A 25,090-nucleotide genomic window follows, 5' to 3' on the forward strand; every position below is an offset into this window, starting at 1 on the left:
TGTGCCGCGACCGAGAAAAGCGGAGACAATTCGATTTCAGGCGACAACGAAGTTTCCGCCCCCGCGCGAGAGACCACTCAATGCGCGGTGCACACGATCCAGGGATCGAACGAGCGCACGACATGCTGGATGGCGACCGAGCGTGCGCCGGCGTGGCCGAGATCGGTGCCGATCAGCGCCTGCTCCAGCGGGCCGCCGTCATCGGCCGGCTAGAAGGCCACACTATGCAGCCACTTCCCGGCGAAGATACCCATGGGTTCGAGCAGCCGCGCCCGCGCCGGCAAGACATCGCGTGCCGCAGTGCCGCGCGTCGCTGCGAAACGGTCCCGTGTCTCGTCATGCATGCGCGGCACAGGGCTCGCGGGCGAAATGCGGCATGAAGAAGATGTAGAAGTGTGTGAGATGATCGGCGGCATTCTCCGCCGCATGCGCGAGATTGGTGGCGAGAATCCCGTTCGGCGCGACCTCGGCCGCCATCGCATCGCGAGGAGCGGCAGCCGCGGCGACCGACTGCGAGACCGAGCAGATGCCGCGGATCCGCGGCGCCAGCGCCAGCGCCTCGGGGGCGGACGCCCCTCGATGATGTGCTCGAAGTCGCGATACAGCGGCGCCGTCACCTCCGCGCGCATGCCCCGCCCACTCTCCACATCGAGGCCAACTTCGAGATCGCCCTCGATGCGTTGAGCGACCGATCGTGTTGCGCGTCATGGCATGCGCTTGGCCGTCGGGTGGCCGGGCGGCACGACCACGTGGTCCGCGGTCGACTCAGCCACACCCCTCGCGGCGTCGCCCACTTCGATAGGGCCGCGAGCGCCACGAACCAGGTCTTGGGCATGTCGGTCGGAAGTCCGACGGCAATGCCGGTAAGCTTTGCGGATGTCTCTCTCCACAGTGAAACGCGAAGCGACTTGCTCCTGCGCGAGCTCCCTCGGTACATCTGGCGCGTATGCGCGATGTTGGAAAGACAACCAATCTTACGGATGTGAAAGGTGGTAGTCGGACGGGGGAGCCCGCAACGCGCGAATTGATAAATTTGAACTTGAAGGTCGGGCTTTCTGGCCTCACAGTAGCACGGTTGGCGATAGGCTTTTTGCTGACGTGATGGAGATTCGTTCACGATGTCATGGCGTCCGCGTGACTCAATAGCGGGCACCCACGCCGAAGCCAAACTTATCGCATATAAAATAAGACAGAACTTCCTTCGCTCTGTAAACCGCCACTGCCTCGGCTTCGGAATGTCGTTTTCGCGACACACGAGCGTGCATTGAAACACGGCCGCGTCGGAATCGAACACAACACACATTTTCCGAATACAGAGTGCACATGCAGGGAGGACCAGACCTTGATGATGGAAACGATCGCCTCGATTACGCAGGCGAAGGAGCCTAAGTACTGTTCGCTCGAAACGTCGGCTGGTTCTGCGACGTGATATCCGCGAACAGGAGCAGCATCCCGCAGATGGGCGCTCGCGTCGGGCTGCGTCGCGAGGGCCATCGCCGCAATCCTTCAGTCGAGCTTCGCTGGGATCGCTCCAACCGCGGGCGTATTGTCATCAGCACTAAAGCTGTGATGCCGTGCGACATCCGCGTCGAAGGACTAGCCTTGCATCTCACGTCTCGTCAGGTCGTAGAAACTTACGAGAGACGGCGCTTCACCGCGGATGCCAGACCCACGGTGCTCCTAAATGCCAGGACTGGAGGTAGTGAACTGCAACCAAAGCAAGAGCGAAGACAAAGTGGCGGGCTGGAAAGCCCTCGTTCTCGGCTCCAGACGATGATCCATATTGTGATTGGAACAGATCGCAAGCGCGCAGGCGCTGAGATTTATCAAGCGGGAGAATTACAAGACGTTGCAGACGTTTGACGGAGCGGCATTCGAGCGGGAGCGGGACGCGCTGGCCTCGATTTACGATTGATCAGACATTATATCTTATATTAGCCGGCGTGGCGGCTATCTCTACAATCTCTGGAAGTGCACCAACAATCCGCGGGGCCTCTGGCGACGAACCACTCTGGAAGAATTCGAGCGCCGCGTTGTGGGAAATTCTGCTCGACATCGGCCAGCTCGGTATCAGCGAGGGCGAAGACTGGCTTCTGAATGCGACGGCCTCGCTGCCCGGGGCTCATGGACGCACGAAACTGAGCCTGCCGGCGCGCCAGCGATGCTGTCACCTTGCGTGAGTTCAACATCGACGCGAAAGCGTTCGCTCGCGATAGCTTCGTGTTGCCGGAAGCCAAGCGACGCTGAATGGGTTGATCTCGATACGGTGGTGCTGTCGAGCTCTTTTGGGCGGGACATGGCGACGACATCTGGCTATGCGCGCACGGTGCGGCTGTGGTGGCGCGGCACGGGGGCAGATCAAGCTCCGGTGATCTTTGACATTGCAGCCGATCTCATGGCAGAGCCCATCGCAATGTCGACCATACCGTTGCGCGAGCGCGGATGTGGTTCGTCGATCAGGTCAGCGCGCGTGCGGAGAGCTTTGCTCTACCGAGCTACACCACCACCGGCGACACGACCTTGCGCCATATCGGGGACGCGTGATTTGGTCACGCGAGATCGGGATGTACCCCGCGTTGTCGCGATTGCTTGTATTGCGGTTGTGGCTCACCAAGCGTCCCACGTTGTTGAGGTTAACGCATTTGTCTTCAGCGCATATAGCTCACAGGTTCAGGCAGACGTGACGAGCACCTCATGCAGCTGTGAGTGTGATGGATCCAACAGGCTCGGATTGTGAAGTCCGAGGCAAGGTCCCGACAGGATAGTACAGCAAGATCGCGATACTTGCGGAAAGAGGGCACGTGCTGCTCACAAACTTCTTACGGCTCCCAGAGACTTCCTGCCGATAAAACTCTCAGATCATTGCGCAGATGCGCAATTTAAGGCGTAGGCGGACTCGAGCGCGAAAGGGGCCTCCGCGAAAAGCGCGCGATCGAAGTCGTCGAGGGTGGTGCTCGCAAATACAGCTGATATGATCGACGGAAACAGTTGCTGTGCAACGGTCCAGCAGCAGCCGTCACCTGTAGCGGGCAAGATCAATCCATGAACAGCACCTCCTCTTCACCAGTCAATGCGATCGCAGCCGAGCTTGGCCGCCTCGATCCCGCATACGCGCCGACACCCCTCCTGAACCTTCCGGCGCTTGCGGAGCGGCTCGGAGTGGCGCAGGTGCTAGCGAAAGACGAGGGCCGCCGCATGCTCGGCAGTTTCAAGTCGCTTGGTGGCACCTATGCAGGGCTGCGCGCGCTCGCCCGGGCCTCGCGCATGCAGTTAGCCGACCTTCTCGCGGCCCGACCTAAGGGGCAGCCGACCCTGGTCTGCGCCAGTGACGGCAATCACGGGCTCGCGGTAGCTGCCGCCGCGCGCTTTGCCGGGGCGCCTGCCCGCGTGTTCCTGCACGAGGGCGTGCCGAACGCGCGTGCGCGCCGCATCGAGAATCAGGGTGCCGAGATCGTATGGGTGCCGGGCACCTACGACAATGCAGTTGATGCGGCCGCAGCCGCGGCCTGCCAAGGCGCCGGCATTCTTGTCGCCGACACGACCGACGATCCGAACGACCCCATCGTTTGCGACGTCATGGCGGGATACGGCGTCACGGCGGCGGAAATCCGCGATGAGGTGGATTTCGCCGGCCTTCGGCGTCCGACACACGTCTTTATACAAGCTGGGGTCGGCGGACTCGCCGCTGCCATCGCCGAGGGCCTCTCGGGCTGGCTGGCATCTCCGGGCTGCATCGTGACGGTCGAGCCGGAAACCGCCGCGTGTCTTGCGCCCGCGCTCGCTGCCGGTCGCCCGATTCGGGTGATGGGCGATCTCCGAACATCCGCGGAGATGCTCTCCTGCGGCCAGGCGAGTGCGGCCGCCGTTGCGGTGCTCAGGCGTCACGGCGCTCGAGCCATCACCGTGCCCGAGGCGGAATTAGTGGATGCTGTCCGCGTACTCTCCGCCCATGATGGCCTTGCCACCACGCCGTCCGGTGCAGCGGGCCTGGCGGGTGCCATGGCTGCCCTCGCAGACCCGAGCCATAGAAGGGATCTCGGACTCGACCGGTTGAGCCGCATTCTCGTCCTCCTCACCGAACGCGCCTGGGAGGACCGAACGTGAGCACCGCAATCTTCGCTCCTAGTTCGAATTGCATCCTCATGTCTGGCACGCTCGACGCTCATCATTGGATCATCGGCGGTCCGTCTCCGGCTCGGGGACCAGCGGCGCGCCCCCGACGGAAACGGGCCCTTCTGCTTTAGGCGGGCGAGTGGCTCTTGTAGTCGGCTTTGAAGCGGCCTGGGCTGCTGGCGGACGAATATCCGCAGGAAGAGGCGCAGCAATGTTCTGCAGAGACTCAATTCTTGAGGCCAGGGCTGCGATTTGATCTAACATCCGTTTCAAATCGGCTTGCTGCGCATCGATGTTGCGGTTGAGCGCTGAAAGCTCCTCGCTCACCTCCTGTTGCCCCGACCGAATCTCCGAAAGGGCCGCCTTGTCTTCAGGTGACAACGCCGGCATTGGGACGACTTCACGTGCCACTAACGCCTCGATCATTCGGTCGATATGGGGCCAGTAAAATGGAACCCCAACGCATAGCCCGATGAAGATGGCGACAAATCCAAAAACCCACGGAAGGCGTCTTGATGACTTCTGCAGGACGGGCGGCAACTCCGAACCGTTCGCTTGATCAATCACATCCATCATTCTTTCTCTCGATCTATATTGGCTCTCGTTGCCGCGGTAGTAGCGATGACGGTCAAGAGCGTCCATGCGAAACTAATTGGCCATGCGCACAAAGATATCGGGAAAGATCATGCCGCTTCAGCGTCCAACACGACTCTGCTCGTGCAACGGATCGATGTTTTTTAGCCCCAACAGGCACTCGGCGCATTAACGCTGCACGCGCAACGAAAAAACGCACGAAACGATCGCGTCCATAGCTCTAAGTACACTCGCGATCGCGCGGGCTCCTCCGCACTGGCGGCAATCTGCCGGGAGCCCGGTGTGGGCAGCACGCGGCGGGCACCAAGATGGCTTTGTGCCGCGGCTGACCGCGTCGATGCCGCCAGTCAACGTACGCTAGTCTTATGATCGCGGTCGAGTAGCTCGGCATTTGGCTTTGCCCTCACAGACCCAGGCAGCCGGCTTTCCCGGCTCTTCCCGGGAGTAACCCGCGCCATTCATTGGATAGATAAAAATGACCTGGGCAGGCAATACCGCGCTCGGCCAAATCGGTTCTGTTTTGTGATCAGCCGCTTTTTCACCCTTGTGGATCCCTGGCGCGACGCGCGCCTCTTTCAAAGCACGCGACCCGGGCATCCGGCCAAAGTGGGTCAAGCGCCATCATAGTGATGGCGACGCTCGAATGCTTCGAACCCTCGCTAGCTTGCGTTTGATTCAACCACAATGCCAGCCTCACTCGCGTCTCACGTGATAGCCCCAACATCAACCGCGGTTCGGACGAACGACCGGCATACCTGCTAAATCGCTTCGAAGTACCGCTGGCGTTCACAGTCGGAGACTCGATGTTGAACGGCTTCCCACTCCCATCGCCGGGAACGGGAGAACGCTTCAACAAACCTTTCGCCAAAAACGTCCATCGCCTTTGGAGATTGTTCAAACCGGGATGTGGCCTCAGATAAGTCTTGGGGAAGCCGTTCGAACGGAGGATGTTTTTCCTCGCTTGCATCACCCACAGTTGGAGCTGCCAACCCAGCATTCTCTTCAATCCCCAGAATACCGGAGCCGATAGCACATGCGAGAGCGAGATAGGGGTTCACATCTGCGCCACTCAATCTGTACTCGAGGCGGTGTGCAGACTTGTCTCCCGGAATGACCCGCACCGCACACGAACGATTGTCAACTCCCCAGCTAGGACAGGTTGGAGCCCAGTAGCCTGGCCGCAGCCTCTTATAGCTGTTCACGTTGGGCGCAGCGAGTACACAAAAGTCGTTCATATATTTCAGCTGTCCGGCGAGGAATTGGCTCATAGTTCTTGAGATGTTGCGGCTTGCCTCGCTTTCGTAAAATGCATTTTGACCATTTGACGACATTGAAATGTGAATATGTCCCGACTGTCCCGGCCAATTCTCGGAAACCTTCGCCATAAACGTTGCCATCATACCCCGCTTCTGAGCCCAGGATTTCAACATCGACTTGAATACGACTGCTCGATCCGAAGCCTCCAGGGCATCACAATGACGAAGCGATGCCTCAATCGCCCCAGGGCCGGTTTCAAAGTGGAGCCCGCTGAGCGGCAATCTAGCATTCTCACAAAGCGCCAGAATTTCTTCGAATAGCTCATTACTGGCAAGTGTGCGCGCTACTGAATAGCCAAAAGGGCCCCTCGTCAGGGGGACCCATTGATTATAAGGCTTTTTCTCAATTGTCTCGGCGCTCTCATTAAACAGCATAAACTCGAACTCAAATCCAGCAGCGCAACTGTATCCGTGGTCAGCAGCTCTTCGTAAGACCTTCCGCAAAACACCACGCGGGCAGATGCTCTCATGGCCACCTGCAAACTCTGCGAGGTAAAGATACCGATCATGACGATTAGACACCGGACGCGCTGTGCCTGACAGAACACGCAGGTTGGCGTCTCCGAAGATCGATGGCGCCTCGTGCCCGAAATTCGCAGGTATCACTCGGTCCGAACAATCCCAGCCGAGCACGGCTTCGGAGAACTTGATTGTCCGGCCTTCGTCCGAGATATCGTCAGCAAATACGTGCTTGCCGCGAAGAATGCCGTCAAAGTCGCATACTCCAATCAATGCCTTACGCGCCTCGTCCGCGCCAGCCACCTGTATTTCGCTTGCCATCACTCCTGACCCTGCGCCGTCAATCCGAATACCTCGTCCATACGCATTGCTCGCAGCTTTCGATAATCCTCATAAAGCTCAGTCAAGTTGTTGCTCACGAGATACACAATACCCGGCGTCGAAGCTAAGTCGGTCGTCGGGACCAGATTTTGACCTATCGGAACAAACGCTATCGAATCTGCGAAGCTGGGCAGCTTGCGGATTGCGTCCAGTCCGGGATAACCGCCAACAACACCGTCGATATCGGAGATGAGTGAGACGCACAATGCGTGCGCAAGGCGCGTGTAAGGCCCGCGTCGTCTCATATGAGCAGTAAAACCGATAGGATCTGCGTAGCGCCACGCCGTCAGTGTTATATGATTGTGACCCAAAGCCATGGTCCGGGCTTTTGCCGACATTGTCCCCTGAAGCCTCGCTCCAAGATCCACCAGAACCGGCCCCTTATGATCGATGATAATTTCGGCATGAGCAGGTCCGTTGACCATCTCAAGCGCCCTTAGCGCCGGCACCAAGTAATCGGACAGCTCTTGAACAACTTCTTCGTCACCTCCCAGCAACTGCTCGAGCGCGCAGACCGATGCCGCGCCCTTGATGGCAACGGTGTCATAAGTCCACACCTCCGTGACAAAGATTTCTCCGTCGATCGAGACAGCGTTTACGGTGTATTGTTTGCCGTTTATCTTCTCCTGACCAAGAACAAAACGATTTATCGCTCCGAGGCAATTGGCCTTGCCGACAATAACATGCACAGCTCTGCGAACATCAGCCTCGGTCGCGCAAAAGAACACGTCCTCCGTACCTGCGCTGTTCAAGGGCTTGATCACGATTTCGTCGTAGCGCTGTTGACGCATCCAACTTATGACGTCCTCCGCATCCTCGGAAACAACTTGTCTGATCGATCGCACTCCTGCAGAGCTCAAAGCGTCAGCCAAGCGCGATTTGTCACGTCTTGCAGCGGACAACGCGGTTCCATTTGAAGGTAGTCCGAGCCGCTCGGACAAGGAATCGGCCACTTCAACTCCTGACTCACAACCCGCTATGATGAATTCCAACTCCCTACCTCGGAGAGCCTTCAAATGAAATTCAACGACCTCCTCCTCAGGCATTCGCTCGTCTGGCTGGATGATTTCATCATAGATGTCGACGTTAAAGTGCGATTGGAAGATTGGTGGGATTCGTGCATTCGACATCGCATGCACGGTCCTAATTCCGTAGCGCTTGAACTCTTCCGGCAGATATCGGCCTGTCGAGTATGCGTCGACAATTACACAATTCCGTTCCTTCATGCCGATCTCCGATACTGCAAGTAGACGTTAGCCACGGCGACAGCCGTAATGAGAACGTTTCCAACAAACGTATATAAAGAAGGCACGATACGAGTATCGAAATACTGGAAAAGAAACGTAATGACAGGTGCCGTGGACAAGACCATGTTTGCCGTAAATGGCTCTACGCGGCGAATGCCCTCCTGCACAAGGAGCAAGGGAACAATGATCGTCGAGAGTGCAATCACTATGATCGCAAGCCAATGCTGTGAGATCTCTCGTAAGATGGAGGAAGGATCGCTGAGTGCTAGCAGCAAGAGGATTGCTCCATAGAAGCGATGGGCCAGCACTTGTCGACCAGATAATCCACGGTCGAACAGCAGTTTCACAAGGATACTGGTAAGCGAAAGGGACAGCCCAGCTGCGATCGCCAGGAAGATACCAAAGGATGAGCGAGATCCCCATTCGATCCCAGCGTTGCCGCTTGCCGCGATCCAGACCATGTAAACACCAATGGCCGCAATCAGAACGCTCACGGCGATATCTGACTTCGGAGGACGCCCCTGTCTCCTGATCAGTGCGTTCAACCATGCTGTCGCTGTAGGTCCCAATGCGACCATGAACGTGACGACTATAGCTGGCTCGGCGTACTTCAGTCCAATAAACAAACCGACCCAGCTTATCGCGGTAACGCAATTGAGCGACACAAAAGCTAGCATCGACGACTTCGTGACCTTCGCTCCAATGCCTTCGCGGCGAGCCAAAATGTTGAACGTCATACTTACGATACCAAAGGAGAACAGGAGAGTGACCCACACGTTCGCTTGCTGAAAATATGACGCCGCAAAGACTTCACCTGCCGCGCTAACGACAACGTAGAGGGCAATAAAGAGCACTCCTGCGGCGAATTGTCTGCTCGGCCTGTCGAGAGGCTCTTCTTCTTTCAATCCCAAAGGGCCCCATTTCGATCGAAACTTCACGCTACGCCCCTATCACTTCTTAGGCGATACGTGACACACGCCTCTCCAAATGCATTGAAAAGCTGCTTGCTCAGGGAATCAGTTTCGACGTGCCATTCGGGGTGCCACTGCACGCCGATCTGCAGCGTCGGTGCGCCTATTACGGAAGCCGCTTCGATCAGACCGTCGGACGCCCAGGCCTCCGGTTTCAGCGCAGCCCCAAGCCGTTCTATGCCTTGATTGTGCAAGGAGTTAACGTGCGCTTCGATCGCGCCCGCGATAGCAAGGAGAACGCCGTCAGGACATAATTTCACGCTGTGCGCTATATCGTACTGGCGATCCCTCGGCAGCCCCGCCTTCTCAGCGTGCATCTGTCCGCTTTCCAGCCTCCATTCGGACAACGACGGGTGAAGCGTGCCGCCAAAATAGAGGTTAAGCTCCTGAAGCCCACGGCAGATGCCAAGTATCGGCATCCCAAGGGCAACCGCCTTCTCGATTGCGCCCGCGGACAGCCTGTCACGAGGACGGTCCCTCACGCCAGCTTCAACGTCCGCCTGGCCTGTCAGTTTCGGTCTGCGCGAAGCGGACCAACTGAAGATGGCAGGATCGATATTCGATTCATCACCTGTCAAAATCAGACCGTCGAGCCTGCCCATGATCGACAGATCACTGTCGCCTTCCGCATCGTCAGCATCGATCGTTGGCAATATCACGCAAGCCACGCCCGCATAGCGAACGAGGGCTTGAACATATTTGCGCCGCAACCAGTCGCGGTGTACGCCATCGGCCAAAAGGCGGTTTGAGGTCACGCCCACCACGGCCCGGACCGACTCTGTTAGCCGCGATATCAAGCCAACTGCTCCTTCGCCACGGGACTGGCCAGAGACTGCTCATACAAGCATCGATTTCGCTCCTTCAACTGGGCAATTACGCTGGGTTGACCTTGAGGGCCCTTGACGAAGAGCCCTCCCCAGGTTGCGGCAACACTTGCGTAATGAGGATCCTGCATTCGAATTTTCTGAGCTTTGCGCAGGAGCCAGAAAGGAATGCCGGGCGATAGATGGTGCTCAAGGTGGTATTCATCCAGATTCTGACCGACAATTGCTCGCTCGATAAAATTCCCCTTTCTATTCCGGGTCAGGTAGACATTCGTTGTCTCGGTCTCGCACATAGGTGAGTGCTCGGCGAGCTCGATAAACCAGCCGAGAGCTTGAAACGTGGTGAGATAGGGCACGATCCAAAACAGGACTACGACGTGGAGCAGTCCAAGAAGGTATGACCCACCGAATATGAGCGTCCAAAAGAGATAGAAGCCATACTTGTCGATGAGGATTCCCGACCGGCTCTGGTCCTCGACATCCGTGATCGAAAACCGATTGGTCCAAAGATACTTCAGATACGCGACTGTCGCGCCACCCAGTATCGGCTTCCAGATGATGTTGAAGGCGTACTGCTTAGGCGGCACAACATCGTAAACGCCGCTGGCCAAGAAGAACTTCAAGTCGGGATCCTTCTCCGGATCGCCGAGATTCGGGTGATGCAGGTAGACGTGTGAAATCCGATATGCCCAGTGGCGCTGGAACAAAGGATAGGACGCGAACAAAATGCCCAGCATATAATTCCAGGTCGTGTTGCTCGCGAGGGTGCGGTGAGCCGCATCGTGAGCGATTGTCGTCAATCCACGCTGGTAGGCGCCAATTAACAGAACTGCGAGGGGATATAACCACCATGACACATGAACCGTCGCCAGCACGCAAGCTGCGATCACAGCGTAGTCTTTCGCGATGTAAGCAGCTCCCGTCACGTTGTCAGGCCTCAGCGCGGAGAGCTGCTGGTTGATCTCGCGGCCAAATTGAACCGCCTCAAAACGTGACGACCTCAATTTCCAAGTATCTGCGTGTTTCATGAGAACCCCTTGCTTGATCGGCTTTCAGGTTGTCAGATTGCGGAAAGCGCTTTTTCCAAGTCCTTGATGATGTCGCTAACATCTTCAATGCCGACGCAAAGCCGGATGGAGCCACCAAATATGCCGGCTGCTTCGCGCTTTTCCCGTGGGACGGTGGTGTGGGTCGTAGAGACAGGATGGGTTACCAGCGTGCGGGCGTCCCCCACATTCGACACGTGATACATCAGCTCGACGTTCTGGATGAACTTGCGTCCGGCTTGCTCGTTCTCCACCTCAAACATGATCATCGCCCCGTGCCCATACCCGGTATTAAGTGTCTGATCGATGATTTCTCGGTCAGCTCCCTCAAAGAGGCTCGGGTAGAAGACACGGCACACTTTCGGATGTTCCTTCAGAACGTTGGCTACAATCCTGGCGTTTTCACAGTGCTGCCTCATGCGAAGAGGCAGCGTTTCAAGTCCCTGAATGAGTTGAAAGCTCGCAAAGGGGGCGATGGCCGCGCCAGTATCGCGCAACCACGTCATACGGGCCTTGAGAAGATATTCGCTCTTTCCGAGGTCCTCGAGCTCCGCCAAGGCGTTACGCCAGATGATCCCGCCGTGCGCATCATCCGGACTATTGAACAGTGGGAAGCGAGATCTTCCCTGGTAGTCGAACCCACAGTTGTCGACGATCAGTCCGCCGAGCGTCGTCCCATGACCGCAAATGTATTTCGTGGCAGAGTACGTCGTAATCGCGGCGCCGAGAGCTGACGGCTGGCAAACCAGGGGGGTTGTCGTATTGTCCACAACCAAGGGGACGCCGTGCCTCCTGCCGATCTCCGCCAGCTGCTGGACAGGAAGCGGAATCAGACAGGGATTGGAGATGACCTCCCCGAACAGACATATCGTGCGATCATCAATGGCGCGTTCGAAGGTCTCGGGGTTTCGAGGGTCTGCCGTCCTTACGTTGATACCAAGACGCTTCAACGTGTTGTGGAGCAGATTCCAGGTATTGCCGTATAGATACGGAGAAGCGACGACGTTATCTCCCACCTCACCGCTTGATAAGTTTACGATCGCAAGAAACGTCGCCGCTTGACCTGATGCAACGGCCAGCGAGTCGCTTCCCATGTCGACGGCGGCGTACCTTTTTTCCAGCGCCCGGGTCGTCGGATTGATGATGCGAGTGTATGTGAAACCATCAGCCTTCACGTTATAGACGTCAGCAATATGGCTCAAATTACCGTCGAGCTCATAGGCCGTATTCTGGTAGATCGGCACTGCCACAGCTTTCGTCACCGGATCACGACGGTATCCTGCGTGCAGAACAGCAGTTTCGATCGAATATGAATGCCGCGCGATGCTCGCCATTGGGCGCGATATCTCTGTAGGGCTCTCGCGTGTTTCCTGGGCTGACACTGGTCCCACGGTCAGAGTCTCACCGGAGCGGAAGTATGTGCGAAAGGCACAGCCCAACTGCTCAATCCAATTGGATTGAATCTCGCCAATACAGCCGATCCGAAAACTGCGGGTAGGAAGATGCAGTTTAGAGTAGACGTAGAGGTTATGGGCTGCCAGGTGCCGATATAGGCAGTCAAACGCTACCTGGTCGGAGATGTCAGCTGGCGCGGTGAACGCCACGCAAACCGGCGACTGGAGGTTCGCTGGAAGCAGTGGGGACGCCACTCCTTCCAGCTCTTTTATGACGCTGCCTCTTATCTTCTCATACCTGCGGCGCCTGGCATCAATGCCTTCGATGCTCAGGACCTCCAATGCCTTTGTGACTGCCTGCACGATATGCGTTGGTGGGGTCGATCGCCATTCACCAGTGCGCTCAAGCGAGCGCCATTGATCTCTCACGTCGAGCACAAACGATCTTGGCTCTTGAACTGCATTCTCAAGAAGCTCGCGAGAGGCAATAACGAAAGCCAGCCCTGGCGGACCTTCGACGCACTTGTTGCTCGACGTAACCAAGACGTCTGGCCCGCCTCGGCCTAGGTCGATGTCGACGCCGCCGAAAGAACTCATTGCGTCGACGATAGTCTTTACACCACGCTGCCTTGCTCCTTCTATGATCGCTTCGAGCGGATTCACAATCCCGGTCGTAGTCTCGCAGTGGACCAAGCATACGTGCGTGATACCTGGATCTCGGTTCAAACGCTCGATGACTTCCTCGGGGTCCAACGGTTCGGTGGCTCCCTTGATAAGATTCACCGCTTGGACGCCCCACAGCCGCAGAATTTTGAGAATGCGCTCGCCATAAATGCCGTTTATGCAAACAAGCGGCCGGTCGGTCTGGGCGACAAATGAAGAGAGAGCAGCTTCCATTCCAAAGGAGCCGCCACCCTGGATAGGAACGACCGAATAGCCTTCCGCATTGCCCGACACATTGAGCATCAGCTGCCTCATGCGAGCGGTCACTTTCTTGAACTCGCAATCGCGCGATGCGAGGTCGAGTTGCATCTCGGCCTTCACTGCCGACGATAACGACATTGGCCCAGGCGTCAGCAAAGCACGTTGTGTTGTCACACTACCTCCGGTTAGTTGTCTCGTCACACGATCCCCTTATGTAGTGCCCATCGCAGTTCGACAGAGTCACACGATGTGTTTCGCGTGAAGACGACCGAAACCCGAATGAACGAGACCCTTGAGCCTAGTCGCGGATTCCGGAACGATCTGCGTAAAGCCCGCAGATGTCCGGTACCGCACCACGTAGCCGTTCGCAGTTGCCACGAAGCATCAGCTTCCTTCTGGCATTGAGATGCAGGCTTGAGGGCCACCATCTTGCGTCGCTCACAGGCAAGTCAGCCGCTCTACTTACGTGCGAGCGGCGTCTTACGATCCGACGGTGAGCCAAGCGCATCTGTCAGACGCGCGTTGCTATGACCCAGAGACAGGGGAGCTTCACGACAGTCGTCGATGACCGGGCTCGCCTTCCGTGAGCCTAGGATTGGGACATTCGCACTCTATGTTACTCGTTGGGACGGCTTCGGGTGCTGAAGTCTGTCACCGCCCATTTCGACAGGTTACATCTTGACGTAAGGTGCGATTCAAGCCCCTCCGATAACTTATCGTGCGAAACTTTTCGGACGATGCGGCTGTGTCGCATGTAATCCGAGGCGCCACAGTATGTGCACGATGTCCAAGATGAATCCCATCAAGCTCCAAACTTAAAGACGCGCTCGACGCACAAGGCAGGCAAATGACCGCTGGGGCTTCTTGAAGGAGAGCGCTTGTCGTGACCGCAGGTATAAGAGCCGCCCGACTGCGTCGTTAGGGCCCGCAATATCATATCCACTTCACGCCGACTAAATCCGCAGACCAGACGGCTCTGCCACAAGGCCTGGCGGACCTGGGGCGAACTTAGATCACCTGACTAGTTTCGGAGTCCGTATCCCTCCGGCGGCGCCGGCGGCGGCCGTGTTGTGTAGTTTGAGAGGCGGCCGAGTATTTGATCTTAAGTCTAGCTTTGAGGTCACGTAGCGATAGGGCGCCGAACGTCGGTGGCGACGGAGCTGCGACGAGCAGGTTCGCCATTTGCAGGCTGACGAGACGGTCTGCGGCCTCGCGCGCCGGTACGCGGTGGCTTACAGCCTGCTGTTCACCAGGCCGACAAGCGCACCAGGGGCGACCGGGCGGAGATTTTGTGCCAGCTCTTGTTCCTGTCGAGATCACACCTACGCTGGCTCCGGTATTGATCAGCACGCCGCCACCGGCGTCTTCACAGCTCGCCCATCGCTTCAGGATTTAGTTGAACGCGTCGACCAGGCCATGGTCGCGGGACAGTTCGGCGAGCTGTTCGCGCATATAGAGCTGTCGCGATGCGGGCAGAGGTCCTTTCGCGCAAACCGGGACATCGGCGCGCTCGCTGTCTGGAGCACGGGCGATCCGTCCAGCAGCCTTCGCCGCGCAAAGGTGATCTGAAACTGGACCAGGTGCCGAACGATCTGAGCACATTTCTGCGCTAGCTCTCGCAGCCGGCGTTGCCTCGCCTCGAGTTGCTGAGTATCGGATCATCGATCAAGCGGAGCGATACCCCCCAATTCGCGACCTCTGCGTCAGGTTCTAAACGCATCCCAATCTTAGAACGAAGTCAGCCGACGATCCGCACTTGAACCGGCACCAGATCGGCGGGCCTTTACCAGCTCGAATTTAGGGCAGAGGAATTGAACTGTTAGGCTACATCGGGCTGAGAGACAGAGCCGTACGACTCAATCAGAAGAAGGTCGGGTGCTCGGCGGCAAGCGGACAAAGTGATCTGGGGCAGCCCCCACAGAGATCCCGCGCGCCCACCGGATTTTTCCTGCTACAAACACTTGTTCCCCAAAAAATCGGTCCTATTTCAGCTGCGCCTGCATTGGCACTCGCCGGCCACGATTGCTAGCAATCGGGAAATCTTCAACTGAAGTAAATGCTTAGGAGATCTGCATGGAATTCCGTCCGCTTCACGACCGCGTCGTGGTCAAGCGCATTGACGCAGAAGAAAAGACCGCTGGCGGCATCATCATTCCGGACACTGCCAAGGAAAAGCCTTCGCAAGGTGAAGTCATCGCCGTCGGCCCCGGCGGCCGCGACGAGAGCGGCAAGCTGATCCCGATCGACGTCCTGGTCGGCGACCGCGTCCTGTTCGGCAAGTGGTCAGGCACCGAGGTCAAGATCGACGGCCAGGAGCTGTTGATCATGAAAGAGAGCGACATCCTGGGCGTTCTCACCGACGTGTCCGCCAAGAAGAAGGCCGCCTAAACCATCGCTCGCACCGCTCATCCTGAGGAGCGCCTGCTGGGCGTCGCCAAGGGTGAGACCAAGTAAAACATTCAGGAAAACTCACATGTCAGCTAAAGAAGTCAAATTCGGCGTCGATGCACGCGACAAGATGCTGCGCGGCGTCGACATCCTCGCCAACGCGGTGAAGGTCACGCTCGGCCCGAAGGGCCGCAACGTTGTGCTCGACAAGTCGTTCGGCGCACCCCGCATCACCAAGGACGGCGTCACCGTCGCCAAGGAGATCGAGCTCGAGGACAAGTTCGAGAACATGGGCGCGCAGATGGTGCGCGAAGTCGCCTCCAAGTCCGCCGATGCGGCCGGCGACGGCACCACCACCGCAACCGTTCTCGCGGCTGCGATCGTTCGTGAGGGCGCCAAATCGGTTGCCGCCGGCATGAACCCGATGGATCTGAAGCGCGGTATCGACCTCGCGGTCGAAGCCGTCGTTGCGGACCTCGTCAAGAACTCGAAGAAGGTCACCTCGAACGACGAGATCGCCCAGGTCGGCACCATCTCGGCCAACGGTGACGCGGAGATCGGCAAGTTCCTCGCCGACGCCATGAAGAAGGTCGGCAACGAGGGTGTCATCACCGTCGAGGAAGCCAAGTCGCTCGAGACCGAGCTCGACGTCGTCGAGGGCATGCAGTTCGACCGCGGCTACATCTCGCCCTACTTCGTCACCAACGCCGACAAGATGCGCGTTGAGATGGACGACGCCTACATCCTCATCAACGAGAAGAAGCTCTCCTCGCTGAACGAGCTGCTGCCGCTGCTCGAGGCCGTGGTGCAGACCGGCAAGCCGCTGGTCATCGTCGCCGAGGACGTCGAAGGTGAAGCGCTTGCGACGCTGGTCGTGAACCGTCTCCGTGGCGGCCTGAAGGTTGCGGCCGTCAAGGCTCCGGGCTTCGGTGATCGCCGCAAGGCCATGCTGCAGGACATCGCGATCCTGACCGGCGGCCAGGCGATCTCGGAAGATCTCGGCATCAAGCTCGAGAACGTTACGCTCAACATGCTCGGTCGCGCCAAGAAGGTGATGATCGACAAGGAGAACACCACGATCGTCAACGGCGCCGGCAAGAAGGCCGACATCGAGGCGCGCGTGTCCCAGATAAAGGCGCAGATCGAGGAGACCACCTCGGACTACGACCGTGAGAAGCTCCAGGAGCGTCTTGCCAAGCTCGCAGGCGGCGTCGCGGTGATCCGCGTCGGCGGCGCGACCGAGGTCGAGGTGAAGGAGCGCAAGGATCGCGTTGATGACGCGATGCATGCGACCCGCGCGGCTGTGGAAGAAGGCATTGTCCCGGGCGGCGGCGTCGCCCTGCTCCGTGCCTCCGAGCAGCTCAAGGGTCTGCGCACCAAGAACGACGACCAGAAGACCGGCGTCGAGATCGTCCGCAAGGCGCTCTCCGCGCCCGCTCGCCAGATCGCGATCAACGCCGGTGAAGACGGCTCGGTGATCGTCGGCAAGATCCTGGAGAACAAGACGTATGCTTACGGCTTCGACTCGCAGACCGGCGAGTACGGCAACCTGATCTCCAAGGGCATCATCGACCCGACCAAGGTGGTCCGCACCGCGATTCAGAACGCTGCCTCGGTTGCGGCCCTGCTGATCACCACGGAAGCCATGGTCGCCGAGCTGCCCAAGAAGGGCGGCTCCGGTCCGGCGATGCCGCCGGGCGGCGGCATGGGCGGCATGGGCGGCATGGACTTCTGATCCAACTTTCTCAAAAATGCGATCCCCGGCAGAAAAATGCCGGGGTCATTTCTTGCTCGCGTCTTTTTCAGTTCGTTGTTCTGATCTCGCGCTATGCGCTGCGGAAATGACGATCAGCAGTTGCTAGACGTTCCGCTTGGGGTTTTGCGAGTCTGCTGGTAGGCATGTCACCGGCAGGACGAGCGGGTGATCGTCGTTCTGCACAGTCTTTCCCTGCGGCCTCAACGTCGGCGGCCGGTCAAGGCGAACACCTGAGAACGCCGGTCGCGGTAGCCACCCATTGGCGCTACTGACTTAAGTAGCATCGGTTCCGGCGCCTATCCATCGCTGTAAACGGATGCGCGAGCTAGGTGGCCGTCCGTTAAGAAGCCGAATTGAGCGGGGCCCGACAGGGCGCGCGTGCGCCAGAGCTGAATCAGGAACAGGCACAAGAGTTCTCTGAGCCAGGCGAGGATGCGGCGGAAGTTGTGGCCGACGGCTGAGAGGATGACGTTGGCCGCATCGCCGGCGCGGCCTTTGAGGTAGCAGCGGCCGAGGTGGCCATCGGTCTTCAGGTGTCCGATGGCGGAGCGGCGGCGCGGCTCGCGCTTGATGACACCGAAGACGCCGCGCTTCTGGCCAGAGATGAAGATTCGGCGGGGACTTTGTGCGTCGTGGCAGCGGTATCCCTTGTCGACATAGGCCCGCTCGATCGCACAGCCGGTGTGCGCATTCCAGGGATGGTGATCAGGCGTTCCAGACGATGGTGATCACGGATTCCAGATGATGGCGATCACTGGAGACGAACACGACTGACGAGTTTATGTGTGCTGGAAACGGCCTCCTCGTCAAGGCTGGCGGGCTGGTTCGAAGATTGTTCCGGCGGTCCATGGGAGGGCCCCGTGCGCGGCGCGGAGTGCCCCCACGAGCGACGCAGCGACGCGCGCGGGAGGGACCTGTGGGCCGGCGGGACGATCGTGCGCGAGGTGCTCACGGCCTTTTCTTTTCGCCGGCTTGGCGCCGCAGACTGTCGCCCTTGAGTTCGATGCGGTGGGCATTGTGAATGATGCGATCCAAAATCGCATCGCCGAGGGTGGGATCGGCAATGACATCGTGCCATTGCGACACGGGCACCTGACTCGTGATCAACAGCGATCCCTTGTCGTAGCGATCGTCGACGATCTCGAGCAGATCACGGCGCTGATCGGCGGTGAGCGGTTCGGGTCCCCAGTCATCAAGAATGAGGAGATTGACGCGCTCGAGGGCTGCGATCAGGCGCGCCAGACGGCCTTCGCCGCGCGCCTGCGCGAGATCTGCGAACAGGCGGGGTGCCCGTTTGTAGAGGACGGAAAAGCCGTCGCGGCAGGCCTTGTTGCCGAGTGCACAGGCAAGCCAGGACTTGCCGGTGCCGGTTGGGCCGACGATGACCAGGTGGTTGGCATCGCGGATCCATTGGCAGGTGCCGAGGTTCTGGAAGAGCGAACGGTCAAGGCCGCGAGCGGTGCGATAGTCGACGTTCTCGATGGCGGCGGCTTGACGGAGCTTGGCGCTGGTCAAGCGACGCGTGATGCGACGGTTGTCGCGGGCGATGGCCTCGCGATCGACGAGGAGGCCGAGCCAATCGGCATGCGGCATTCCGGCAGCCTCGGGATTATTCTGCAGTTCAGTGAGGCCATCGGCCATGGCGGTGAGGCCGAGGGCGCGCAAGCGATCGACGGTAGGGTGAATGAGCATGCTGATCTCCTGATCAATTGTAGTAACTGCGGCCGCGGATGTTGGCGTGGAAGAGGATGGGTGTCTCGTCGGCGGGCGGAGCGGTCCTGTCGGTGCCGTTCTTGAGGATGGCGGCGACCGATTTGTACGAACGGGCGTTGAGCAGCAGGGCACGGGCGCAGGCGGCGTCGACGCGCTCCTGGCCATAGCGCTTGACTAGCCCGAGAATGCCGATGGCGGAGCGGAAGCCCTGTTCCGGGTGCGGTCGCGACCGCAGGATGACGTCGACCAGGGTGTCGACGTCGGGGCCTACCTTGGCGACTTCGGAACGAATACGCTCATGGGTCCAGTCGCGATAACGACGATGCGAGCTCGGCATATGCTCGGCAATCGTCGTCGGGCGATGCTGCAAGGTGCTGCGTAGATGCGACGCCACCCGCTTGCCGCGCAGGAAAATCTCGACGGTCTTTTGGGTGACGCGGGTCTCGACCTCTTGACGCACGAGGTTGTGAGGGACGCTGTAATAATGCTTGGCGATCTCGATGTGATAATCGAGGTTGACCCGGCAGCGCTTCCACTCGGCATACTGGTACGGTTCATCCGGCAAGGGAGTGAGCGCCGGACGATCGAGTTCTTCGAACAGGTCGCGCCGACTTCGTCCCCAACTCCGGAGAGGTCGGTCGTTCAGCTCGACCAGGAGTGCGTGGATCGCCTCGTTGAGGGCGGCGAGGGAGAAGAATCGGTGGTTGCGCAGACGCGCGAGAATCCATCGTCCGACGATTTGGACCCCGACTTCGACCTTGGCTTTGTCGCGTGGACGATACGGTCGCGCCGGGACGATGACGGTGCGGTAATGGCGGGCGAGATCTGCATACGTCCGGTTGACCATCGGTTCGTGAAAGCAAGCCCGGGTGATGCCGGCCTTGAGATTGTCGCTCACCGTCTGCCGCGCCACGCCGCCGAAATAGGCAAAGGCCCGAGCGTGCGAGGCGATCCAGTCCGGCAAGCTCTGGCTGAAGCTGGCTTCGGCATAGGTGTAGTTCGAGGCGCCGAGCACGGCGACGAAGATCTGCATGCTGCGCACCTCGCCGCTGAGCCCGTCAACCACCTCCATGGTATGGCCGGAATAGTCGACGAACAGCTTCTCGCCGGCGACATGGACCTGGCGCAGGGTCGGCTTGAGGCGGCCGGTCCACTCCTTGTAGCGTTCGCAGAACCACGCATAGCTGAAGCTGTCGGAGTTTGCGTCGCAATACTCCTCCCACAACAGCATCAGCGTGACGTTCGGGCGCCGCAGCTCGCGATGCAGAGCGCCCAGTCTGGATGCGGACGCTCGTCGCTGGGCTGATCAGAAGGCGGCGGAAACAGGCGGTTGTCGAGCTGGACGTCGTCGTCCAGCTCCGGCGGCAGCGGCCAGGTCAGACCGGCGCGGCGGGGTCGGTTGAGGTACTTGCTGACCGTGCCCTGGGCCAAGCCCAGGCTGCGGGCAACGGCGCGTTGCGACACGCCGACGCTGTAGTGCAGGCGTAGAACTTCACGGATGTGGCGCATGGACAGTCTCTCGGTCGGCATCTCGATCCTCTGCGGTTAGGCAAAAGACCAAGCTACCCGGGTTGCAGACTGTCAGCCGCGCGCGCCTCCTGCCCCGATCGCGATCGCTGGAAATAGCGATCACGATCCGCTGGAAACGGTGATCACGATGCTCTGGAATGGGTGATCACGATGGCCTGGAATCCGTGATCACGATCGGCTGGAACACGCAGCCGGTGAGCGTCTCGGTGCGGTCGATGACAGCCCGCAAGGTGTGACCGTCGTACGGGTTATCGGGCAGCGCCCTGGCGTGCAGCATGAACAGGCCACCGGGAGCACGGCGGTTGTTGGTGACGATAGAGGCTTTGACACCGAACTCGTAAGGGCGGCTGCTTTGCCCTTGCCGATGCACTCCACCTCCGGGGCGTGGAAGGGATAGAGCTACCAGCCGCGCTGGCGCTGCTGCTGCGAGCGGATCTGCAAGGCCCGGCCAAGCGGGAGGGCGAAGGCGTTCTCGAGCACGGTCTGACCTTCGAGCTTGCGGCGGGTATCGCGGATGATCCGGCCCAGCCGGCTGCGCAGAATGCGCAACTGCCGCTGATGCCGCTTGAATTGCTTGGCATGGGCGTAGCGCCCCGCCATCATTGCCGCGGTCTTGGCAATGCGAAGATAGGACTGCCGCAGCCTGACCGCGTGCTTCCTCGCCAGTCGGTTGAGCCCCTTGATGGCCGCGTGCAGCAGCTTGGCATCGGTCGGGAAGGTGATGGCCTTCGGCTGCACGGTGGTATCGACCGTGACCCGCTTGAGGTCCTGGCTGCGTAACGCACCGGCCTCGTGCGCCACCCGCAAGCTCTCGGCCAGCAACGGCTCCAGCTGTCGCCCAGCCGCTTGCGCCAATAGCTCAGGTCCGAGCGCTCGTGCGGGAACGCGTGCTGAAAGAACTCTTCGCTGGTGAAGTACTGGAAATACGGGTCGTGGACCCAACGCTCGCACCCCCCCTCATCGGCAGCCCGTAAGTGTGCTTGAGCAGGAGTAGCCCGATCATGAAGCGGGTCGCGATTCCCGGCCGGCCGTTCTCGCTATAGAGCGGCGCGATCTCGCCGTCGATCCACTCCCAATCGACCTTGCCGGCAAGCTGAACCAGCTCGTGCTTCATATTAATGAGTGGTCCAGCCTGGCCCGGAACAGATCGCCCGATCCCGTCGTCCTGTGCTTCTTCGGTCGCATCGCCACCTCCGATGCGACGACGGAATCATGACTGGCCATTCGACGGAATCCTGAAAATGAAATTGCAAGGTCCCGATGCCCCAAGCATCAAAACCCTGCAATCGCAAAGCAGTCCACAAAGACAAATGCGATTCTGGCTCAATCCCTTAGCCGCTCTTCACGGACGAGTAGGTGGTGGTCCCCGGCAAGAGCGATCCTCATCTCTCCTAATTTGGGCCGATCTGTTGCACCGTTCACAATCAGAAGAAGAACATCGCCAACTCAATCGAGACGGAAAATCTTTCGCCCAACCGCTACAATTTCCCGGTCGGTCGGAGGATTACTTGTCTCGACGTGCAGAGTGAGATCCGGCCTGTTCACTCTCAGGAAGTTCATCAGCTCGGTCTTCTCGGTTCCCGGTCCGATGATCAGCAGATCAGTGCAGCTACTCAGGGCCCGACCTACCCTGACGACAAACGTCGGATCATCATTCACGTCGGCAGAGCCAGTATGCGCTTTGCAATCAAGACGCTGGGGCGCCAAATGCGCGCGTACGGCCGTCGCGCTGACGCCCGTTAAACCTATGGAGAATATCTTAGCAATGAGGTGGTCGATCCACACGACCGCGTGCGAATGAATCTGAGTTGTCATGTTGCTCATGAATGGATTCCATTGCATTTCGTAATTCACCTCTCCGTCGGAGCGCAAGCCCGCAGGCAACTTTCCTGCGGCTGACGATCCCAATCATGGCTCAAGTGATCAGCGTAAACCGACTCGCTACGTTGATGTAACCGAGAACAGATCGCGTTAATTGAGCGCTGTGCAGCTGGAAAGTGTCCACAACTTCATGCCGCGCGCCGCCTTCTTGACCATCGAAGGCTTGTGCATTCTCCGCTGCATGTCGCCCACTGCTCCGAGATGGATTTAACGCACCATTACGAATGCTCGAGCGCAACGAAGGAGGGCTCTTGTGGCTATGAGAGTTCTAGATATTCAGGTTTGCGAAGCCGAAGCCACCCCGCCGGACGTGGGGATGGCTGGAGTGAAGCCATAGAGCACAACGACATCCCGCAGTGGTGGGTCATGACATACACGGATGCGGCCTGGTCACTGATCTCTCCGACCAAACGCGCTGATGCTGACAGGCCGCCATTTGCAATGGCGACCTTAGCGAACTCACTCGTCAACCGCACTCAATCCACAAGCCGCCTGGATGCATAGGTGTATTCGAGTGCAGCCGGCACGCGTATCCCGTGAGATTGGCGGCCGCGCTATGTCCGCCATCGATATTCTCATAGCAGTAATAGGGCTGGCCGAGCGCAGCAAGCCTAGCGGCGGCCGTGGGCCGCATGCACGCGGTCGCCCTTGGTGGAAGTGAGAATGAAGGTGTCTGGGTAGGTCTTGCCCGGGACAAGCTTCTGATAGGGTGAGTAGGCCTCGATCCACCCGCGCTGCTCGGGATGGCGGGATCGCCATATTCGCCGATGTAGGAGGAGCCTGCGCCCAACTTGGTGAACCGAAACATGTCGAACAGCGCCACCTGCACGATCGCTGCGTTGAAGCGGTCTCGGCGCTGAGTAGTCGCGGTGCCCACCAGCAGATCTCCCTGGCTGCCGCCGACCACGCCCAATCGACGCGGAGAGGTGACCTTCCGGCGGATTAGGTCCTCCGCAAAGGCGATGAAATCATCCCATGTCCGCTGCTTCGTTGCCGCTTGGGCCGCCTCGTGCCATCGCGGCCCAAACTCGCCGCCGCTCCGCAGGTTCGCGACGACATAAGCATTGCCCTGCTCGGGCCAGGGCCGCCCCATCGCTCCCGCAAAGGAGGGCAGGAGCGAGGCGTGGAATCCGCCATAACCATTGAGAAGAGTTGGGATCTCCGCTCCGAACCTCGCGTTCTTGGGACGCACCAGAAAGTAGGGAATCCGGGTCCCGTCGAGCGAAGTGGCCTCGAACTGCTCCGCGACATGCCTGAACGGGTTGAACTTCGGAGGTGTCGTCCTCAGTATTTCAAGCCCTTCGCTCGCCGCGTCGAAGTACCAAAGGGGCGTCGGCTCCAAATAGTTGGCCCGCCAATTGCCCTGGTCGTACCTTGCTCTGAACATTGTCAGGGCTCGCCATCAACAAGTTCTTGGTGACCGGGAACCCGCTGAGCGCTCGCCGAGGCTCGGGCTGGAAGACGAGCGATGGCATCCCGCGCAGCGGATCTTTGTTCCATTTGCCCAAGCCATACGAGATCATCGAGCCGGCCGCAAAGCGGGTGCTGCCGGACAGTATCCAGTCTTCATCGAGCGTCACGAGCAGGCGGCCGCTGACGATGCCGCTGATGTTTGCTTTCTTTGGCAGGTTTAGCTTGATCGGTGCGTTGGGCCCAAAGAGCACATACTCCTGCTCGACGAAGCTTATGGCGCGCATGGCGCCGGCCGCATGAACTTTGCCTTTATTATCCTGCAGCACGAAGGGCGCCGCCACGGCATCGGTCGGCTCCCCACGGAAGACCTCGCGCGCTCGAACGAGCGGCTGAGCGCGCTTGAGCTCCTTCAAGACGAAAGGGTAGCCAACCTGCGTCAGGGTCCCTTCTCCCCAATCTCGTGCGATGAGCACCGCGTTGCGGTCGACCCAGCTGACGGCCTGCTTTCCCTCCGAAAGAGCGAAACCGGTCGTGACGAAGGCGTTGGTGTCCAGGTCGAACTCTCGTCAAAAACCTCAGGGCAACGTCTCTTGGTTGTTCATTAAGAGCGGCCACCATGGTGGTTCGCTACTCACCGACCTCCGATCGATGCGGCGTGCCAGGGAGAGGTTGGTCTTACCGGCCGGCAACAGCGGTCGTGATCTCCCGAGTCTCTGGTGGTCCGACGCTGACAGGGCGCCAAGGTCGACAAGCGTTCATAATCAAAGGTCTCGAGCATGGCGCGATTTGCCTTTCGACACGCGCTTGATCTCGGCATCGGTGCGTTGGCGCACGGAAGGATTTCGTTCGCGGCGGCTACAGCCGAAGGCCGAGTGTTCGGCACCTGAAATTATCCGGCGGACCGGCAATCTTGCACAGTCTTACTACGAGTTTGTGACGTCAGATTACCTTCGAAGCACTTGAGAACGGCGTCAATAAGGTCAAATCAGCGGCTCGATTTTAAATTTAGCAATCTACGGGTGGGGGCTTGCCCCGTGAAGGCGCTGCGCCGGCGCGCTGCGTAAGCCAGGAGCTTGGACAAATTTGTGCGATCATTTCGTTGAAAGGCCTTGATTCGCACGTAACGTCACATTGTACGAT

At 59.2% G+C, this 25,090-nt stretch carries 14 protein-coding genes and 5 pseudogenes; 3 read left to right on the top strand and 16 right to left on the bottom strand.

Annotation, left to right across the window (positions count from 1 at the left end):
* Positions 1-212: 212 nt before the first annotated feature.
* Together IVB48_RS32600 and IVB48_RS32605 are read right to left on the bottom strand one after the other, a co-directional pair.
* A pseudogene (locus IVB48_RS32600) lies at positions 213-677 on the bottom strand (nickel-dependent hydrogenase large subunit); the annotation flags it as partial.
* A 27-nt stretch (positions 678-704) separates the two neighbouring features.
* A pseudogene (locus IVB48_RS32605) lies at positions 705-877 on the bottom strand (HupU protein); the annotation flags it as partial.
* Positions 878-3,042: 2,165 nt separating this feature from the next.
* Here IVB48_RS32605 and IVB48_RS32610 point away from each other — a divergent pair.
* Entirely contained in the window at positions 3,043-4,104 is a 1,062-nt protein-coding gene (locus IVB48_RS32610) for a pyridoxal-phosphate dependent enzyme (protein WP_247406585.1), read from the top strand.
* A gap of 69 nt (positions 4,105-4,173) precedes the next feature.
* On the opposite strand, the gene IVB48_RS32615 is transcribed toward IVB48_RS32610, so the two are convergent.
* The 7 genes from IVB48_RS32615 to IVB48_RS32645 all read right to left on the bottom strand — a co-directional run bounded on the left by IVB48_RS32615 (position 4,174) and on the right by IVB48_RS32645 (position 13,443).
* Positions 4,174-4,689 carry a hypothetical protein gene (locus IVB48_RS32615; protein ID WP_247406588.1) on the bottom strand — a complete coding sequence of 172 codons (516 nt, stop codon included), beginning with the start codon at positions 4,687-4,689 and terminating at the stop codon, positions 4,174-4,176.
* A gap of 776 nt (positions 4,690-5,465) precedes the next feature.
* Complete coding sequence (locus IVB48_RS32620; protein WP_247350392.1) at positions 5,466-6,803, bottom strand: glutamine synthetase; 1,338 nt, start codon at positions 6,801-6,803, stop codon at positions 5,466-5,468.
* Positions 6,803-8,089 (bottom strand): ATP-grasp domain-containing protein, encoded by a 1,287-nt coding sequence (locus IVB48_RS32625; RefSeq protein WP_247406592.1) that lies wholly within the window; start codon positions 8,087-8,089, stop codon positions 6,803-6,805. Before IVB48_RS32625 ends, IVB48_RS32620 begins: the two co-directional genes overlap by 1 nt.
* The gene (locus IVB48_RS32630) at positions 8,086-9,048 is read right to left on the bottom strand and encodes a DMT family transporter (protein WP_247406596.1); all 963 of its coding nucleotides are present in this window, start codon (positions 9,046-9,048) and stop codon (positions 8,086-8,088) included. The genes IVB48_RS32625 and IVB48_RS32630 overlap by 4 nt, the downstream gene beginning before the upstream one ends.
* Positions 9,045-9,836, bottom strand: coding sequence for a gamma-glutamyl-gamma-aminobutyrate hydrolase family protein (locus tag IVB48_RS32635; RefSeq protein ID WP_247350385.1), 792 nt, complete (start codon positions 9,834-9,836; stop codon positions 9,045-9,047). Before IVB48_RS32635 ends, IVB48_RS32630 begins: the two co-directional genes overlap by 4 nt.
* Before the next feature lie 38 nt (positions 9,837-9,874).
* Complete coding sequence (rtxC, locus tag IVB48_RS32640) at positions 9,875-10,933, bottom strand: dhydrorhizobitoxine desaturase (RefSeq protein ID WP_247406600.1); 1,059 nt, start codon at positions 10,931-10,933, stop codon at positions 9,875-9,877.
* Positions 10,934-10,965: 32 nt separating this feature from the next.
* Positions 10,966-13,443, bottom strand: coding sequence for a 2-aminoethylphosphonate--pyruvate transaminase (locus tag IVB48_RS32645; protein ID WP_247406603.1), 2,478 nt, complete (start codon positions 13,441-13,443; stop codon positions 10,966-10,968).
* A gap of 1,899 nt (positions 13,444-15,342) precedes the next feature.
* Here IVB48_RS32645 and groES point away from each other — a divergent pair.
* Positions 15,343-15,657, top strand: a complete 315-nt coding sequence (gene groES / locus IVB48_RS32650) for a co-chaperone GroES (protein WP_247350375.1) — start codon at positions 15,343-15,345, stop codon at positions 15,655-15,657.
* Between the two features lie 85 nt (positions 15,658-15,742).
* Positions 15,743-17,392, top strand: coding sequence for a chaperonin GroEL (groL, locus tag IVB48_RS32655; RefSeq protein WP_247406607.1), 1,650 nt, complete (start codon positions 15,743-15,745; stop codon positions 17,390-17,392).
* 317 nt (positions 17,393-17,709) lie between these two features.
* Here the strand turns inward: groL and IVB48_RS32660 are convergent.
* The 7 genes and pseudogenes from IVB48_RS32660 to IVB48_RS32690 form a co-directional block, all read right to left on the bottom strand.
* Positions 17,710-18,096 (bottom strand): annotated as a pseudogene (locus IVB48_RS32660) (hypothetical protein); the annotation flags it as partial.
* A 265-nt stretch (positions 18,097-18,361) separates the two neighbouring features.
* A complete protein-coding gene (gene istB, locus IVB48_RS32665; RefSeq protein WP_247406609.1) occupies positions 18,362-19,105 on the bottom strand; it encodes an IS21-like element helper ATPase IstB in 744 nt (247 codons plus the stop codon).
* 13 nt (positions 19,106-19,118) lie between these two features.
* Positions 19,119-20,656, bottom strand: a pseudogene (istA, locus tag IVB48_RS32670) (IS21 family transposase).
* A gap of 187 nt (positions 20,657-20,843) precedes the next feature.
* Positions 20,844-21,841, bottom strand: a pseudogene (locus IVB48_RS32675) (IS5 family transposase); the annotation flags it as partial.
* 261 nt (positions 21,842-22,102) lie between these two features.
* Complete coding sequence (locus tag IVB48_RS32680; RefSeq protein ID WP_247406612.1) at positions 22,103-22,480, bottom strand: hypothetical protein; 378 nt, start codon at positions 22,478-22,480, stop codon at positions 22,103-22,105.
* A gap of 523 nt (positions 22,481-23,003) precedes the next feature.
* The gene (locus tag IVB48_RS32685) at positions 23,004-23,924 is read right to left on the bottom strand and encodes a prolyl oligopeptidase family serine peptidase (protein WP_247406614.1); all 921 of its coding nucleotides are present in this window, start codon (positions 23,922-23,924) and stop codon (positions 23,004-23,006) included.
* Positions 23,830-24,363, bottom strand: coding sequence for a hypothetical protein (locus IVB48_RS32690; RefSeq protein ID WP_247406617.1), 534 nt, complete (start codon positions 24,361-24,363; stop codon positions 23,830-23,832). Before IVB48_RS32690 ends, IVB48_RS32685 begins: the two co-directional genes overlap by 95 nt.
* Positions 24,364-25,090: the final 727 nt, after the last annotated feature.

The organism is Bradyrhizobium sp. 76 (genome assembly GCF_023073025.1).
GTDB lineage: Bacteria > Pseudomonadota > Alphaproteobacteria > Rhizobiales > Xanthobacteraceae > Bradyrhizobium.

Bases quoted from the DNA above. Each gene is read 5' to 3' on its own strand.
- IVB48_RS32610 (WP_247406585.1), top strand. From the start codon at position 3,043: ATGAACAGCACCTCCTCTTCACCAGTCAATGCGATCGCAGCCGAGCTT.
- IVB48_RS32615 (WP_247406588.1), bottom strand. From the start codon at position 4,689: ATGATGGATGTGATTGATCAAGCGAACGGTTCGGAGTTGCCGCCCGTC.
- IVB48_RS32620 (WP_247350392.1), bottom strand. From the start codon at position 6,803: ATGGCAAGCGAAATACAGGTGGCTGGCGCGGACGAGGCGCGTAAGGCA.
- IVB48_RS32625 (WP_247406592.1), bottom strand. From the start codon at position 8,089: ATGAAGGAACGGAATTGTGTAATTGTCGACGCATACTCGACAGGCCGA.
- rtxC (WP_247406600.1), bottom strand. From the start codon at position 10,933: ATGAAACACGCAGATACTTGGAAATTGAGGTCGTCACGTTTTGAGGCG.
- groES (WP_247350375.1), top strand. From the start codon at position 15,343: ATGGAATTCCGTCCGCTTCACGACCGCGTCGTGGTCAAGCGCATTGAC.
- groL (WP_247406607.1), top strand. From the start codon at position 15,743: ATGTCAGCTAAAGAAGTCAAATTCGGCGTCGATGCACGCGACAAGATG.
- istB (WP_247406609.1), bottom strand. From the start codon at position 19,105: ATGCTCATTCACCCTACCGTCGATCGCTTGCGCGCCCTCGGCCTCACC.
- IVB48_RS32680 (WP_247406612.1), bottom strand. From the start codon at position 22,480: ATGAGCAACATGACAACTCAGATTCATTCGCACGCGGTCGTGTGGATC.
- IVB48_RS32685 (WP_247406614.1), bottom strand. From the start codon at position 23,924: ATGTTCAGAGCAAGGTACGACCAGGGCAATTGGCGGGCCAACTATTTG.